Source organism: Acidovorax sp. LjRoot66 (assembly GCF_964253305.1).
Lineage (GTDB): Bacteria > Pseudomonadota > Gammaproteobacteria > Burkholderiales > Burkholderiaceae_C > Acidovorax.
In genome coordinates this window covers 2,282,205-2,298,501 of the sequence record NZ_CAXUQU020000001.1, presented here as the reverse complement: position 1 = coordinate 2,298,501, position 16,297 = coordinate 2,282,205, and the positions used below count along the sequence as shown (strand labels likewise).

At 68.2% G+C, this 16,297-nt stretch carries 12 protein-coding genes; 9 read left to right on the top strand and 3 right to left on the bottom strand.

Going from position 1 to position 16,297, the window contains the following annotated elements:
* Nucleotides 1–40: 40 nt before the first annotated feature.
* The gene (locus ACSQ3Y_RS10600; protein ID WP_436177242.1) at nt 41–3,145 is read left to right on the top strand and encodes a WD40 repeat domain-containing protein; all 3,105 of its coding nucleotides are present in this window, start codon (nt 41–43) and stop codon (nt 3,143–3,145) included.
* 122 nt (nt 3,146–3,267) lie between these two features.
* Here ACSQ3Y_RS10600 and soxR read toward each other — a convergent pair whose 3' ends face one another.
* A complete protein-coding gene (gene soxR, locus ACSQ3Y_RS10595) occupies nt 3,268–3,735 on the bottom strand; it encodes a redox-sensitive transcriptional activator SoxR (RefSeq protein WP_436177241.1) in 468 nt (155 codons plus the stop codon).
* 89 nt (nt 3,736–3,824) lie between these two features.
* Between soxR and ACSQ3Y_RS10590 the strand changes: the two genes are divergently transcribed.
* Together ACSQ3Y_RS10590 and ACSQ3Y_RS10585 are read left to right on the top strand one after the other, a co-directional pair.
* Nucleotides 3,825–4,277 carry a RidA family protein gene (locus ACSQ3Y_RS10590; RefSeq protein WP_436177240.1) on the top strand — a complete coding sequence of 151 codons (453 nt, stop codon included), beginning with the start codon at nt 3,825–3,827 and terminating at the stop codon, nt 4,275–4,277.
* A gap of 117 nt (nt 4,278–4,394) precedes the next feature.
* Entirely contained in the window at nt 4,395–4,538 is a 144-nt protein-coding gene (locus tag ACSQ3Y_RS10585) for a hypothetical protein (RefSeq protein WP_164470725.1), read from the top strand.
* A gap of 76 nt (nt 4,539–4,614) precedes the next feature.
* Here ACSQ3Y_RS10585 and ACSQ3Y_RS10580 read toward each other — a convergent pair whose 3' ends face one another.
* Nucleotides 4,615–6,906: a putative bifunctional diguanylate cyclase/phosphodiesterase gene (locus ACSQ3Y_RS10580; RefSeq protein ID WP_436177239.1), complete on the bottom strand. Its 2,292-nt coding sequence runs from the start codon at nt 6,904–6,906 to the stop codon at nt 4,615–4,617.
* A gap of 113 nt (nt 6,907–7,019) precedes the next feature.
* On the bottom strand, nt 7,020–8,003 hold the full coding sequence (gene ylqF, locus ACSQ3Y_RS10575) for a ribosome biogenesis GTPase YlqF (RefSeq protein WP_057268065.1): 984 nt from the start codon (nt 8,001–8,003) through the stop codon (nt 7,020–7,022).
* 115 nt (nt 8,004–8,118) lie between these two features.
* Between ylqF and ACSQ3Y_RS10570 the strand changes: the two genes are divergently transcribed.
* From ACSQ3Y_RS10570 to ACSQ3Y_RS10545, 6 genes are all read left to right on the top strand, one after another.
* Nucleotides 8,119–8,361: a hypothetical protein gene (locus tag ACSQ3Y_RS10570; protein WP_436177238.1), complete on the top strand. Its 243-nt coding sequence runs from the start codon at nt 8,119–8,121 to the stop codon at nt 8,359–8,361.
* A 65-nt stretch (nt 8,362–8,426) separates the two neighbouring features.
* Complete coding sequence (locus tag ACSQ3Y_RS10565; RefSeq protein WP_436180107.1) at nt 8,427–8,594, top strand: oxidoreductase-like domain-containing protein; 168 nt, start codon at nt 8,427–8,429, stop codon at nt 8,592–8,594.
* Between the two features lie 1,008 nt (nt 8,595–9,602).
* Nucleotides 9,603–11,066: a DUF3375 domain-containing protein gene (locus tag ACSQ3Y_RS10560; RefSeq protein ID WP_436177237.1), complete on the top strand. Its 1,464-nt coding sequence runs from the start codon at nt 9,603–9,605 to the stop codon at nt 11,064–11,066.
* 2 nt (nt 11,067–11,068) lie between these two features.
* Nucleotides 11,069–11,719, top strand: a complete 651-nt coding sequence (locus ACSQ3Y_RS10555) for a DUF4194 domain-containing protein (RefSeq protein ID WP_436177236.1) — start codon at nt 11,069–11,071, stop codon at nt 11,717–11,719.
* Nucleotides 11,712–15,086, top strand: coding sequence for an ATP-binding protein (locus tag ACSQ3Y_RS10550; protein ID WP_436177235.1), 3,375 nt, complete (start codon nt 11,712–11,714; stop codon nt 15,084–15,086). The genes ACSQ3Y_RS10555 and ACSQ3Y_RS10550 overlap by 8 nt, the downstream gene beginning before the upstream one ends.
* Nucleotides 15,083–16,276 carry a Wadjet anti-phage system protein JetD domain-containing protein gene (locus ACSQ3Y_RS10545; protein ID WP_436177234.1) on the top strand — a complete coding sequence of 398 codons (1,194 nt, stop codon included), beginning with the start codon at nt 15,083–15,085 and terminating at the stop codon, nt 16,274–16,276. Before ACSQ3Y_RS10550 ends, ACSQ3Y_RS10545 begins: the two co-directional genes overlap by 4 nt.
* Nucleotides 16,277–16,297: the final 21 nt, after the last annotated feature.

Here is a 16,297-nt window from a genome sequence, read left to right as displayed (position 1 = left end):
TGTACGATGCCCGCCGACTGTTCATTGCCCTGAAAGCACCATGCCCAGCCTGCCCAGCCTGAGTTTCGTCCCCCTGGCCGATGTAGCCCACCTGCTCCCGGCCGATGCCTGGATCGCCAAGCGCCTGCGCGACGACCCCGAGGAACTGGCCGAAGAAACCGCCGCCTGGATCGCGGGCGACGTGCAGTGGCCCGAGCTGCACCTGGACACGCCGCTCGTAGCCGATGGCGGCCTGCACCGGCTGGCCCTGGGCCAGGCCGAGCCGGTGACCCTGCCCCGCCGCGCGCCTTACCTGGTCCTCATCGAAGGCAGCCTGCGCATCGACGGCGCATTGACCGCCAGCGACACCGATGGCACCACGAACCTGGTGGTGCTGGGCAGCCTGCAGGTGCAGCATGCGGTGATCGGCGGGCAGCTGGTGTACGTGCAGGGCGCGCTCACGGTGGATGAACTGCTCTGGGGCCACTACAACCATGGCGACCTGCAGGTGAACGGCGGCCTTACCGCGCGCGTGGCGCTGTTCACCGACGAATACCACGTGCAGGTGGCCGGCGGCGAGCAGGTGGAGTTTCTGCTCGACGAGGCGTGCGGCGTGCCCAGCCTGGCGGAGTTTTCCGCCGAGGTGGCAGGCCTGGTGTTTGCGCCCGAGTTCTTCGACGGCATCGACGACGGTGCGGACGGCATCGGCGCCCTGCTGTCGCGCGACCGCGTGGTGGAGGCCGTGCGCGCCGGCGAGAGCCCCCTGCGTGCCAGCGCTGAAATCACCGCCGACATGCCGCTGGCCAGCGACCTTTTCGCCGATGAAGCCATCAGCGTGGCCAACATCCTGGCGGTGGTGAATTCGCCCATCGTCACGCACAAGGAGAAGAAGGCGCCCGGCTGGTTTGGCCAGACCGACTTTTCGCTGTGCCGCCGGCATGTGGATGCCGATGGCGACCAGCGCGACGACAACGTGTTCATCACCGTCTGGAAGACCTGGGACTTTTACCTCTCGGTGGAGCGCGAGCCCCAGCGCAAAGGCCTGCTGGCACGCCTGGCGGCTGCCGTGCTGCGCCGGCCCATCCCGTTCATCGAGGTGGCCACGCTGATCTACCGCGGCTACACCGAGGGCACGCCCGACGGCTGGAAGGTGCTGGACGATGAGGCGCCGGCCGAGGCACGCGAGGCCGCTACCCGGGCCTGGCGCGGCGTGCTCGACTATGTGCGCCTTGCGGTGGGCCAGTCGCGCGCCGGCTACCCGCTGTACCACCGGCTGCAGGCCGAGCTCACGCCCCGGCGCATCGAGCAGTTCACCAGCCTGCCCTATTTCACCGAGGAGTACAACGACTGGTGGGACAGCGACAAGAACGGCGAGTGGCATGGCGACGTGTGGGTGGGTGCGCGCCAGCCCTGCCTGCACGAGGGCGAGCCCTATGGCCGCGCGCTCAAGCTCAGCTGGGAGAACGGCGAACCCCGGCCCGGCGACGATTCGGACGATGCCTACGGCGCCTACCAGCTCGACATCGACGAGGCCCGCGCGGGCCCGCCGGTGGTGGAGTTCAAGTACACCCAGCGGCAAAGCGAGGCCCGCACCACACTGCCCCGCGGTGCGGTGGACCACATTGCCCGGCTGCTGCGCATCTACGCCCAGGTAGAGGCCCAAATACAGGGCGCGCACGAGCAGCAGCAGGCGCACCAGGCAGAACAGCGCCGTATCGAAACGGCCGTGCACCTGCTGGCCACGCCGCCCCTGGCCGACGACCTGCCGGATTCTGCCGTGTTCCCGGTCGAGCTGATGCTGCTGTCCGGGCAATGGCAGAGCGGCGGCGAAACCTATGTGGCCGCGATCCGCGCACACCAGTTCGCGATGACCGCCCGCGACCTGGAGGGCGATGACAGCGCGCAAGAAGAGGACGAAGACGAGCCCACCACCGACCTGCCGGAAGACCCGCGCAAGGCCAATGCGCCCACGGTGCTGCAACTCGCCCGCCTGGTGAACCGGCATGCCGACGAGGCGCTGGCCGCGCGCTTTCGCCAGCGCTTTGCCTTTGCCCCCGATGCCTATGTGCGCACGGCGGCCAAGGCGGGGCAGTTCATCGGCCCGGTCTTTCTGCTGGCCGATGGCCGCATCCTCGCGCGCATCGGGCCCAGCTACAGCGAATCGGCGCACTGGGTGCAGATCGATGGCGCAGTGCCCACCTCGCTGCCAGCGCTCAAGGGCCTGGGGCGCTCGGCCGATGGCAACTGCTTTGCGCAGAGCGACGGCACGCACATCACCACGCACAGGGGCTTCGGCGGCCCGCAGATCGAGCAGTTGCCGCTGCCACGCGGCAACGAGGGCATCCCCGAGTCCATGGGCCTGGTGGCAGGCTCGCTGGGCCAGCGCTGCGACGAGATCATTCCCTTCAACGACGGCCTGCGCGTGCTGCTGCGCAACCCCACCGGGGTGTACCTGGTCAGCGCGGCCCACGGCGTGCAGCGCCTGCACCCGCAGGAGTTCGACGAGGGCGATGGCGACGCGGACGATGGCGGCCCCTACACCTGGCCCAAGAACCACCAGGATGCGGCCGACGGCGAGCCCCAGGGCAGCCTGCTGGCCATGGACATGCTGCACATGGCCCTGTCGCCCGATGAGCGCTTCATCGCCGTGGGCGACCAGGACAGCGCCCACATCCTGCTCAGCGCGCAGGACGGCCGGCCGCTGCGCACGCTCAGCACCCAGTCCTCGTACCCGCACCACGCGCGCTTCTCGCACGACGGCACGCGGCTGTGGTTCAACTCCTGCCACCTGTACAACGGCATCACCATCGCCACGCCCGTGGATGCGGCGGACGACACCGAGGGCACGGTGGCCGACGCCCAATGGCGCGTGTACGCCTCGGCCACGCTGCCCGGCATGGTGGCCATGGGCGACGCCAGCGGCTACGTGCACGCCATGGACGATGAGGGCCGCACACTGTGGCGCCACCACGTGGGCAGCAGCATCAGCGCCATCGAGGCTTCGGGGGGCGGCAGCACGCTGCTGGTGGGCAGCTACGGCGGCTACCTGGCCGTGCTGCAGCGCACCGAGACGGGTCTGGACCCCTACTCCATCGGCACCTCGCCCTACACGGAGGTACGCCGCTGGATCTTCTGGGACAACGAGCCCACACCACTGCGCTGGTGAGCCCTCGCCCGACCGCTCATACGGATTTGCATTCGACCGTATAGCTAGGCGGGAAGCCGCAGACAGTGCTGTAGCACGGCAAGGCGAACCAACGACGTTAGACGGTTGAAGGCAAATCCGTATCAGAAATGCGGACCGGGCCCTTCCTGGGCCAGGGCATCCTGGGCATTGCGCAGCGGGCAGACCTTGAGCGACAGGCAGCCGCAGCCGATGCAGCCGTCGAGCTGGTCGCGCAGCGACGTGAGCGTGCGGATGCGCTCGTCGAGGTCCTCGCGCCAGCGCTCCGAAAGCCGGCGCCAGTCGGCCACCGTCGGCGTGCGGCCTGCGGGCAGGGCCAGCAGCGCCTCGCCAATCGCTGCCAGCGGCACGCCCATGCGCTGGGCCACCTTGATCACCGCCACCCGGCGCAGCACCGAGCGCGGGTAGCGCCGCTGGTTGCCCGCACTGCGCACGCTGGCAATGAGGCCCCGTGTTTCGTAGAAATGCAGGGCCGACACCGCCAGCCCGCTGCGGCGTGCCACCTCGCCCACCGAAAGATCGGCGGCCAGCTCTGCCATGGAATCGCCATGTGCGTCGTCGTGCTGCTTCATGACCCTGCTCCGAAAAGTGCCCGTTGACCTCAACCTAACTTTAGGTTGAATACTAACAGCCTCTTCCACGATTTTCAGGATCTCACCCCATGCCGCAGATCGCTTCGCGCCTGTCCCCCACCCACACCGCCACGCTCGCCCACATCAACCCCGAAGGCGTTTACGACCCGGCCCCCAATGGCTACACGCACGTGGTGGTGGCGCCTGCGGCGGGCCGCACCGTCTATGCCTCGGGCCAGGGCGGCGAGAACCTGGCGGGCGAGCTGTCGCCCGACTTTGCCGAGCAGCTTGCGCAGGCGCTGGCCAACATGCGCACGGTGCTCGAAGCGGCGGGCGCCAGCGTGCATGACGTGGTGCGGCTCACGCTGCTGGTGGTGGACCACACCGAGGCCCGGCTGGCCCTGTGGACCGAGGCCGCCCGCCGCGTGTGGGGCGATGCGCCCACACCCGGCTGCACGCTGATCCCTGTGCCGCGCCTTGCGCTGGACGGCATGCTGGTGGAAGTGGAGGCCACCGCCGTGGTCACCACCGCGCAGGCATGACAGCGCCACGCTGCCCGGCGCCTTGAAAAAGAGCCGCCTTCAGTCATGCCGAGCACCCCGGTTGTGGCGTACCATGCTGCGCAGCGGTCCCATCCGGAGACCCACACAGGAGGACCCATGGCCAAAGGTGAACAGCGCAGCAACAAGATGGCGAAAAAGCCCAAGAAGGACACGTCGATTCCCAAGGAATCCCACGGCTCTGACCGCCCCATGCCGCCCGTGACGGCCGTCGTGCCACGCGGCAAGGAAAAGAACAAGTAAGAAAGTCCGGCGCCCCCTTGCCGTACCGAAAGAAAGCCCCCGCTACCACAGGCAGCGGGGGCTTTCTTTTTTGAATTCAGACGAGGGGGCCCGGAGCCAGCCTGGCCAGCCAGTCTTCCTGCGGCTCGGGCCGGCCGAACAGATAACCCTGGTAGAAGATGCCAGGCGCACGCTGGCGCAAAAAGTCGGCCTGGGCCCGCGTCTCCACCCCTTCGGCCACCACGCGCAACCCGAAGTGGCTGGCCACCGACAGGATGCCCTCGACCAGCACCCCGTCGTCGGCGTTGGTGGGGGCCTCGTGCACGAAGCTGCGGTCGATCTTGATCTCGCGGATCGGCAGGCGCTTGAGGTAGGCCAGCGACGAGTAGCCCGTGCCAAAGTCGTCCAGCGAAAACTCCACCCCCAGCGCGCCCAGCTCGCGAATCTTGGCCACGGCATCGTCGAAATCGTCGATCACCAGGCCCTCGGTGACTTCCAGCGTGAGCAGGGACGGATCGGCCCCCGAGGCCGCCAGCAGCGAACGCAGCTGCGGTATGAAGCCGGCCTGGCGGAACTGGCGCGCACTGAGATTGACCGACAGGCGCAGGCCCCGCTCGCGCATGGCGGGCAAGGCCAGCAGCGCCAGCGAATGCGCGAGCACCCAGGTGCCAAGGTTCACGATCAGGTCCGACTCTTCAGCGATGGGGATGAAGGCGCCGGGGGCCAGCAGGCCATCGCGCGGGTGCTGCCAGCGCACCAGCACCTCGGCCCCCGTGAGCTGCCCCTGCGCATCCACCTGCGACTGCAGGAACAGCCGCAGCTCGTCGCCCGCAATCGCCTGGCGCAGCGTGCGCTCCACCTGAAAGCGCTGCTCCGCCGCCTCGCCCATGCCCTCCTCGAAGAAGGCCGAGCGTCCGCCCCCCGCCTGCTTGGCCCGGTGCAGCGCGGTGCCAGCGCGGCGCAGCGCCTCCTGGGGCGAGTCGGCCGGGCTCTGCGGGTACAGCGTGATGCCGATGCTCGCGCCGAGCTGCGCCTCGTCGGCATAGCCCTCCAGGCGCAACGGCTGCAGCAGCCGCGCCTGCACCTGCTCGGCAAAGGCCAGCGCGCGGCGGCTGGCCTGCGGCCCCTGGGTCGCCAGGTCGTGCAGCACGATGGCGAACTCGTCGCCGGCAACCCGTACCAGCAGGCCCTGCTCGGGCAGCAGTTCCGACAGGCGCAGCGCCACGGCGCACAACAGGCGGTCGCCCATCTCGCTGCCGCGCGCGTCGTTGAAGGTGGTGAAACGGTCCAGGTCCAGCAGCACCAGCGCGTGCAGGGCCCCCGGTGCGCCGGGCGCACGCCCCGTGCGCCACTGCAGGGTGGCCAGCCGGTCCACCAGCATCCGGCGGTTGGGCAGGCTGGTCAGCGCGTCGAAATGCGCCAGGCGGTGGATCTCCTCGGCCGCGCGCTTGCGCTCGGTGATGTCCTGCTTGAGCTCCACGTAGTGGCTGATGTGCCCGTCGGTCTGGCGGATGGGCGCCACCACCACGGCCTCGATGATCTCCGCGCCGTCCTTGCGCCGGTTGACCTGCTCGCCCGCCCAGTTCTCGCCGCGCGCCAGCGTGTCGCGCAGGCCCAGGCGCTGGGCTGCGGCCATGCCGTTGCTCGACACCAGGGCCGAGGGCTGGCCCAGCACCTCGTCGCGCGCATAGCCTGTGCGGGCCAGGAAGGCGGCGTTGACGTATTCGATGCGCCCGGTCAGGTCGGTGATGGCAATGCTCTCGGGGCTTTGCTCCACGGCGCGCAGCAGCTTTCGCAGCTCGGCCTCGCTGGCGGCCAGGCTCGACGCGGTCTGCTGCGCCTCCTGCACACGGCGCAGGTAGCTGCGCCGCGACAGCAGCGTGGCGGCGGCCGTCACGGCCAGCACGCCGGTGAGGTAGGCCAGGTAGGCCAGGCGGTTGCCGTAGCGCGCGTCCGGCAGCAGGCCGCGCAGGTCGGCCCAGAGGAAGAACAGCAGCAGCGCGCCCGTGCAGCCGGTGAGCCACAGCGTGGCGCGTGCGCCCAGGATCCAGCCCGCAAACACGATCAGCACCGGAAAATTGAGCAGATTGGGCCCGCGCAGGCCGCCATTGCTGGCCGCCACCAGCGACACGACGCCCCACACCCCCCAAACCAGCACCAGTGCCGCCTGGTGCCAGCGCCCCATGCGGCCCAGCACCACGGCAAGGGCGCCCATGCCGCCCGCACCCAGGTTGAGCAGCACATGCGTCCAGGAAAGGGGGCTGTCCCGCAGCAGCAGCGCGGCGATCAAGGTCCCGGTGATCGCGACCACCCACGAGCCGGCCCGCACCAACTGCTGCGTGGTGGCGTCGTCTCGCTCAGAGGGCAGCAGGTGGGCAACAGCGCGCATGGTGTAAGCGGTGGCAACCGGTGGTGACCATGGTAACGCGATACACCGCGCCTATCGAGTCCTCAATTGCCACCGGCCGGACAGCCAGTTCAGCCGCCCGTCACCCAAAGGGTTTATGAGCCGGCGTCGCCGCTGTCGTCGCCAGGTGCCGGCTCGCGCACGCCCGAGCCCTTGCCCTTGGACTTGGCGCGCGCGTCCTTCTTGGCCTGGCGCTTGGCGTCCTCGGCCAGGCCCACGGCGCGCCAGGCCTCGAACTCGTCAGGCGTCTCCAGCGTGATGCGCCCCAGGATGGCGGTGCGAAAGTCGGTCATCACGATCTCGGCCGTCTTTTGCAGGTTCACCCGGCCACCGCCCAGCATGGCGCCGCGCTTCCTGCCAATGGCTTCGAGCAGTTCCTCGTCGTGCATGGTGGCCATGGCGCCTTCAGGCAGGCCCAGCTTGTAGCGCGCCTCCAGCAGCGGCGCATAGTGCTGTTGCAGGCGGCGCAGCAGCTCCAGCGCCACCAGTTCCTCGTCGTAGGCATTGCGGCCCACGGCGCCGCTGGCGGCCAGGTTGTAGCCGCTTTCGGGCACGATGATGCGCGGCCACAGCATGCCGGGCGTGTCCCACAGGTAGAAGTCGTCGGCCAGCGTGATGCGCTGCTCGATCTTGGTGATGCCGGCCTCGTCGCCGGTCTTGGCCTGGCGCTTGTTGGTCAGGGTGTTGATCAGCGTGGACTTGCCCACGTTGGGCACGCCGCAGATCAGCACCCGCATGGGCTTGGCCATGCCGCCCCGGTTGGGCGCCAGGCGGTGGCAGCCGTCAATGAGCTTGCGCGCGGGCGCGGCTTCGGAGGCATCGAGCGCCACGGCGCCCGTGCTGAGCTGGGCGTTGTACCAGTCGAGCCACAGCGCCGTGCGCGCTGGGTCGGCCACGTCCTGCTTGTTGAGCACCTTGAGCGTGGGCTTGTGCCCCGTGAGCTCCACCAGCAGCGGGTTGGCGCTGGAGCCGGGCAGGCGCGCGTCCAGCACCTCGATCACCACGTCGATGTCCTTGACACGTTCGGTGATGGCTTTCTTGGTCAGGTGCATGTGACCGGGGAACCACTGGATGGCCATGCGGGGGGGTACTTTCTTGAGCGTGCGGAGCGGGAATCAGGGTGGGAAGGATAATCGCGGTTGGCCCCAGCGCTTTCCGCGCGGTTTTTCGGCGCCCGCTTTTGCCCTCATTTCCATGCCCACCAACGACAACACCCCACGCACCTCCACCCAGGCCAAAACCGACAAGGAGATGCTGTTCAAGGGCGTCACCTGCGCCCTCATCGGCCTGGTGATCCTGCTGGCGCCCTATGTGGCACGCTCGGGGGGCGTGCGCGACCTCATGGCCCAGGCCACGCTGGTGGGCTGGTTCGCACTGGTGCTGGGTGGCGGCTTCATCGTGAACTACCTGCTGCGCCGGGCCAAGCGCAAGCCGTGAGCGGCAGCACCACCGCCAGCAGCAGCGCCCCTGCCCGCGCGACCGATGCTGCGTCGGCCCAGGCGATGTTCACACAGTTGCAGCAGCAGGCTGTGGCGGCGGGCATCACATTGCGCGCGCCGCCGCCCGAGCCTACGAGCTGCTGTGGGCGGGGGTGCAATGGGTGTGTGTGGGAGGGGTTTCTGGATGCGGCCGATTACTGGCGCGAGGAGGCGCTGCTGCAATTGGGTTGATGCGCGCCTGGCGGCCTGGCTTGCTGTTTGGGCTCGTGGGCTGTGGTTGCTATGTGCTTGTTTCATGGGCCGGAGCCGGGATGTGCGCCCGGCGGCGCAGTAACTTTCTCTTGGCCGCCAAGAGAAAGTCACCAAAGAGAAGGCGGCCCCCAGTCTGCGTCCCCCGTTCGCCCTGTCGGGCGAACGGGGGCAGCCTGCGATGCTCGGACCTGGGGTGGTGCCGCAGAACTCGCTGCGTTCTTCGAACTCCGCTCAAACAGCTGCGGCAAGCCAGATCACGAAGTGCGTGTGTCCTGCGGCACACGCACCCACCCCAGGCCCTGCGCTTCTCGGCACGGTCAGAAGGGGGTGGGGAGCGGGGTCCACTCGGCTGCTGCTGCGCAGCTGCGCCTGGGGTCGGTGACGCGCGCAGTGCGCGCTGCCGACTGTTGGGCGCGATCTCCCTGCCCAGGCCAAGCGCAGCGAGGCAGTTGAGGCCGAGCGAAGCAATGGCCCGTATGGAGCCCGCCCCCACCCCCTTCTGACCGTGCCGAGAAGCGCAGGGCCTGGGGTGAGCGCGTGCCGAAGGACACGCGCATCGTTGTCTGGCTCGCCGAAGCTGTCTGACCGGAGCTGCCTCGCAGAGGCAGCGCAGGGAGTTCTTCGGCGCACCCCAGGACCGAGCATCGCAGGCTGCCCCACTCGCCCACAGGGCGAGTGGGGACACGGGCAGCGGGGTCGCCTTTCTTTTGGGTACTTTTCTTTGGCGAAGCAAAGAACAAGTACCTCGGCCGCCGGGCCGAGACCCGGCCTCCGCCCTCAATCACAGCACGCAGCAACCACGAAAGCCAAGCCGCAAAACAACGCCCAGACACACCGGACCACTCAAAAGAGGCAAGCACCCAACCCCCAGGCGAAGAAGGCAACAAAGAAGACACCCCGGCCGTACCCTAAGATGGCAGGCACGGCTGAAAAAAGTCGCCCGCCCCCTCCCACCCTGCCCCACCGCCTGGCCAATCTCCACCCTCCATGTCCCTGGACCATGCCAAGCTAGACCAGCTGCTGCAAAACCACCCGGCGTGGCGGCTGCTGCGGTCAGACCACGTGGCACTGGTGGCCAGCTTCCTGCACCGGGTCTTCATCACCCCCAATGTGCGCACCATCGCCCAGGCGGACCTGTGCGAAGCGCTCGAAGACGACCTCTACCTGCTGCGCGAACAGCTGGGGGAGCAGGCATTTCCCAGAACGGCGATGGAGTACCTGAACGACTGGGCCGGCGTGGACAAGGGCTGGCTGCGCAAGTTCTACCGCGCGGGCTCGGATGCCCCGGTGTTCGACATGACGCCGGCCAGCGAGAAAGCCATTGCCTGGCTGGGCACGCTGACCGAACGCAGCTTTGTGGGCACGGAATCGCGGCTGCTCACCCTGTTCGAGCTGCTGCGCCAGATCAGTACCGGCACGCAGACCGATGTGAACATGCGCCTGCAGGACCTGCAGCGCCAGCGCGACGAGATCGATGCGGAAATAGCCCGCGTGCTCTCCGGCAACCTGCCGGTGCTGGGCGACACGGCAGTCAAGGAGCGGTTTGCCCAGTTCACGCAGCTGTCACGCGAGCTGCTCGCGGACTTTCGCGAGGTGGAGCAGAACTTTCGCCTGCTGGACCGCACGGTGCGCGAGCGCATCACCCTCTGGCGGGGCTCGCGGGGCGCGTTGCTGGAGGACATTCTGGGCGAGCGCGACGCCATTGCCGACTCCGACCAGGGCCGCAGTTTCCGGGCCTTCTGGGATTTTCTGATGTCCAGCCAGCGCCAGCAGGAGCTGTCGGCGATGCTGGAGCAGGTCTTGCAGCTGGAGGCCGTGGCGGCCATGCAGCCCGACATGCGGGTGCGCCGTGTGCACCACGACTGGATGGAAGCCGGTGAGCACACCCAGCGCACCGTGGCCCTGCTTTCGCAGCAGCTGCGGCGCTTTCTGGACGACCAGTCCTGGCTGGAAAATCGCCGCATCATGGACCTGATGCGCAACATCGAAGGGCATGCGTTGCGGTTGCGCGATGCACCGCCGCAAGGCCCGGCGATGCACCTGGACACCCCGGGCATCGACATCGCCCTGCCTTTTGAACGGCCCTTGCATGCCCCCGGCGTCAAGACACTGATCGCCAGCATCGCCCTGCAGGCCGGAGAGGCCGACATGGACGACGCCGCGCTGTATTCGCAGATCGTCATCGACAAGGCGAAGCTCGCCCAGCAGATCCGCCGCGCCCTGCAGCGGCAGGGACAGATCACCTTGGGCGACCTGTGCCAGGCCCACCCGCTGCAGCACGGCCTGGCCGAACTGATCGCCTACCTGCAGCTGGCCAGCAGCAGCTTCGCCTCTGCCGTGGATGAGACCAGCACCGAAACCATCACCTGGAGCGCCGCGCCTGGCCCTGCCTCTGGCGACCCGCCCAGACTCAAGCGCGCACGCCTGCCGCGGGTCATTTTTGTAAGATAAGCATGCAAGAAGACGCAGAAGATGCCCCGCCCGCACTGCCGACGCACGACCTCTCCACCCTGGTGATCCCGCTGCTCAAGGGGGTCATTTACCAGGAGGGCGACGCCAACTACTGGCATGCCCTGCTGGGGCTGCAGGCGCGGGTGCGCGACTACGTGGGTGTTCTGGGGTTGGCGCTGCACATCGACGAGGCCGAGGGCTTTGCCTACCTGCGGGCGCGCCCGGAGCCGGAAGAACCCACTGCCCCCGTGCCCCGCCTGGTGGCGCGCCGGCCGCTGACCTTCCAGGTCAGCCTCATGCTGGCGCTGCTGCGCAAGAAGCTGCTCGAGTTCGACGCCGTGGGAGGGGACACCCGGCTGGTTCTGTCCCGCGACGAGCTGGTGGAGATGGTGCGCGTGTTCCTGCCCCAGCACAGCAACGAAGCGCGCCTGATCGACCAGATCGACACGCACCTGAACAAGGTCGTCGAACTGGGCTTCCTGCGCCGCCACAAAAGCCCCGTCGGCGGCCAGAGCGCCATGTACGAGGTGCGGCGCATCCTCAAGGCCTTCGTGGATGCGCAGTGGCTGGGTGAATTCGACGAGCGCCTGGCCGCCTACCAGGCGCAGCTGGCCAGTGCCCCCATGCAAGCGCCAGAGGCCTCCGATGAATGACCTGCACGCGCAGCACAGCGCAGAGCAAGCCGGCGACGTGCCTCCAGGCGTTCGGCTGCAGCGGTTCGAGGTCTTCAACTGGGGCACCTTCGACGGCCACGTCTGGAGCCTGCACCCCGGCGGCAAGAACGCCTTGCTCACCGGAGACATCGGCTCCGGCAAATCGACGCTGGTGGACGCCATCACCACGCTGCTGGTCCCGGCGCAGCGCATCGCCTACAACAAGGCCGCTGGCGCACAGGGCAAAGAGCGGTCCCTGCGGTCCTACGTGCTGGGCCACTACAAGTCCGAGCGCAACGAGGCCAGCGGCAGCGCCAAGCCGGTCGCGCTGCGCGACACCGGCACGTATTCCGTCATCCTCGGGGTGTTCCACAACGCCGCCTATGGGCACACGGTGACACTGGCGCAGGTGTTCTGGATGAAGGAGCCGCACGGCCAGCCGGCGCGCTTTTACGTGTGCGCCGAGAGCGCGCTGTCCATCACCAGCGATTTTTCCGACTTTGGCAGCGACATCGGCGCCCTGCGCAAGAAGCTGCGCGCCAAGGGCGCCACGCTGCACGAGAGCTTTCCGCCCTACAGCGCCTGGTTTCGCCGGCGCTTTGGCATCGACAACGAGCAGGCGCTGGAGCTTTTTCACCAGACCGTCTCGATGAAGTCCGTGGGCAATCTGACGGGGTTCGTGCGCAGCCACATGCTGGAGCCATTCGACATGGCACCGCCCATTGCGGCACTGATCGGCCACTTCGATGACCTGAGCCGCGCCCATGCCGCCGTGCTCAAAGCGCACAAGCAGGTGGAACTGCTCACTCCCCTGGTGGAGGATTGCGGGCGCCACGATGCGCAGACCGCACACAGCGAGGGCCTGCGGGAATGCCGCGATGCACTCAAGCCCTGGTTTGCCCAGCACAAGCTGGTGCTGCTGGAAGAACGCATTGCCAACCTCGATGACGAGTGGGAGAGCCATGACGGGCGGGTTCAGCGCCTGCAAGGCCAGCGCTCGGCCAAGCAGGCCCTGGAGGGCGAGTTGCGCCGCAGCATGGCGGACAACGGCGGCGACCGGCTGGAGCAACTGGCCCAGGAGATCGCCGACAAAGAGGACCAGGCGCAACGGCGCAAGGCCAAGGCCGACAGCTACAACGAACTGGCACGCGCCGCCGGCCTGCTGAGCATGGGCAGCGCCGCCGACTTTCTGGCACAGCGGCAAAGCCTGGCCGGCATGCAGCAACTGGCCCAGGACCGGGAAGCGGCCCTGCAGAACAGCCAGATCGAGGATGAAGTCGCCATGGCCGAAGGGCGACGCACCCACGGGCAACTGCTCGGCGAGATTGCCAGCCTGAAGGCCCGGCGCAACAACATTCCGGCCCACCACATCGCGTTGCGCCACCAGCTGTGCGAGGCCCTGGGCCTGCCAGCGCGGGCGCTTCCGTTCGCAGGCGAACTGCTGCAGGTGCACGAAGCCGAGCGCGACTGGGAAGGCGCGGCAGAGCGGCTGCTCGGCGGCTTCGGCCTGTCGCTGCTGGTCTCGGACAGCCATTACGCTGCCGTGTCCGAATGGGTCGATGCCACCCACCTCAAGGGACGGCTGGTGTACTACCGCATCCGCGCCGGGCAACGCAGCGACATGCCCGCGCTGCACCGCGATTCCCTGGTCCACAAGCTGCAGATCCACCCCGACACACCGTTCTACGACTGGCTGGAGCGCGAGCTGGCACACCGGTTCGACGTGGCCTGCTGCACCACGCCCGAACAGTTCCGCCGGGAAGCGCACGCCCTGACACGCACAGGGCAGATCAAGTCCCGGGGCGAACGCCATGAGAAGGACGACCGCCACCGCCTGGATGACCGCAGCCGCTACGTGCTGGGCTGGGAGAACACGGGCAAGGTCAGCGCGCTGCAGGCCCAGGCCCGGCAGCTCGAAACCCAGTTGGCCGACGTCGGCCAGCGCATTGCGCAGCGGCAGCTGGAGCAGCAGGCACTGAAGCTGCAGATGCGCAACCTCACGCAGCTGGATGTGTATGCCGATTTTCGCGATCTGGACTGGCAGCCACTGGTGGCCGACATCGCCAGGCTGCAGCACGAGCAGCAGGCCCTGCGCGCGGCCTCCGACCTGCTGCGGCACCTGGGAGAGCAGCGCGATGCGGTGCTCCAAGAGCTGAAGAAGATCGAGGCCGACATGGACCACCAGCGCGATGCCCGCGCCAGGACCGAGCAGCGGCGCTCCGACGCCCAGGCACTGCGCAGCCAGACCCAGGCCTTGCTGGCGGAGCACCCGCTGTCCGGCGAGGCGCACCTGCCGGCGCAGCTGGAGGCGCTGCGCGCGCAGGCACAGCTCGACCAGCGCCTGACGCTGGAGTCCTGCGACGCACGTGAGCGCGACATGCGCGACTGGCTGCAAAAGAAGATCGATGCCGAGGACCTGCAGCTCAAGCGCCTGCGCGAACGCATCATCCGCGACATGTCGGCCTACAAGAACACCTACCCCCTCGAAACGCAGGAGGTGGACGCCAGCATCGAGGCCAGCCACGAGTACCGGACGATGCTGGACAACCTGCGTGCCGATGACCTGCCGCGCTTCGAGGCCACGTTCAAGAACCTGCTCAACGAGAACACCATCCATGAGGTGGCCATGTTCCTGTCGATGCTGGAGAGGGAGCGGGGAACAATTCTGGACCGCATCGGCCGCATCAACACATCGCTCACGCAGATCGACTACAACCCCGGCCGCACCATCCGCCTGGAGGCGCAGACGGCGCCGGACGTGGACATACGCGACTTCCGCAACGACCTGCGCGCCTGCACCGAAGGCGGCATCACGGGCTCGGACGATGCGCAGTATTCGGAGGCCAAGTTTCTGCAGGTGCAGCGCATCATCGAACGCCTGCGAGGGCGGGAGGGTACGGGCGAGGCAGACCGGCGCTGGGCCGCCAAGGTCACCGACGTGCGCAACTGGTTCGTCTTTGCCGCCAGCGAGCGCTGGCGCGAGGACGACAGCGAGCACGAGCACTACTCCGACTCTGGCGGCAAGTCCGGCGGGCAAAAGGAAAAGCTGGCCTACACCATCCTGGCGGCCAGCCTGGCCTACCAGTTCGGGCTGCAATGGGGCGCTGCGCGCTCGCCCCGGTTCCACTTCGTCATGATCGACGAGGCCTTTGGGCGGGGCTCGGACGAGTCCGCCCAGTATGGCCTGCAGCTGTTCGCGCAGCTGCAACTGCAGCTGCTGGTGATCACACCGCTGCAGAAAATCCACACCATCGAGCCCTTCGTCTCCAGCGTGGGCTTCGTGCACAACGCGGATGGCCGGTCCTCGCAACTGCGCAACCTGTCCATCGAGGAATATCGGGCCTCCCGCCCGGAGGCGGGTGAATGAACTGGAGCCGCCCCGACGATCTGCTGGCGCAGCTTCAAAGGCTCTGGGACCGCGGCGACCTGCTGGCCAGCGCCGTGCCCGCCGCACCGGACGCCTTGCAGCCCACCCCGCTTTTCCCGCGCCGCCTGGCGCTGCGCGGCCCCAGTTCGGGCGACATCACCGACCAGTTCGCCAGCGTGCGCGCCTGGGTGGCGCAAATCAGGGCGCTACCCCATTGCCGCGTGGAGATGCGCAGCTTTCGCCACCGCCTTTTCGGCACCAACGAAGTTCCAGACCAGATCTGGGTGGACAGCCTGGACGACGCCATGGCCTGGCTGGGAAAACGCCGCGAGCTGGCGCATTTCAACGCCCTGGTGGAGTCCACCCGGCAGCAGCAGCCCTTGTTGCTCCCATGGCTGGCGCAGCGCCCCCTGCAGGCGCTGGCGCTGACGCACGACTGGCAGCGCCTGCTGGACGTGGTGCATTGGCTGCAGCAGCACCCCCGCCCCGGCATCTACGCACGGCAGATCGATGTGGCGGGCGTGCACAGCAAGTTTGTCGAAGCCCACCGCGCGGTGCTGGCCGACCTGCTGGACCTGGCGCTGCCCGAGGACGCCATCGACCGGGGTGCATCGGGGGCAGGCCTGTTTGAGGAGCGCTACGGCCTGCTGCGAAAACCCTTGCGCATTCGCCTGCGCCTGCTGGACCCCGCCCTGCTTGCAGGGCCTTGGGGCCAGGACGTGACCCTGGACGCAGAGCCCTTCGCCCAGCTGCCCCTGGCGGGCGCGCGTGTGTTCATGACCGAGAACGAAACCAACTTTCTGGCCTTGCCTGCGCACCCGCGCAGCCTGGTGATTTTTGGCGCCGGGTATGGGTTTGACGTGCTGCGGCAGGCGCAATGGCTGGCCCACTGCCCCCTGCACTACTGGGGCGACATCGATACCCACGGCTTCGCCATACTCGACCAGTTGCGCCACCAATGGCCCCATGCCCAGTCATTTCTGATGGACAAGGGCACCTTGCAGGCGCATGCGCCGCTGTGGGGCCAAGAAAACCAGCCCACCCGGCGCAACCTGCCACGCCTGACAGAGGCCGAAGCAGCCCTGTACGACGACTTGCGCGACAACCGGCTGCAAGCCAACCTGCGGCTGGAGCAGGAGCACGTGGGATTTGGATGGGTGCAGGCGGCGCTGCAGCGGCTGCAGGACTGATCCGCAGCCGCCGCTGGATCA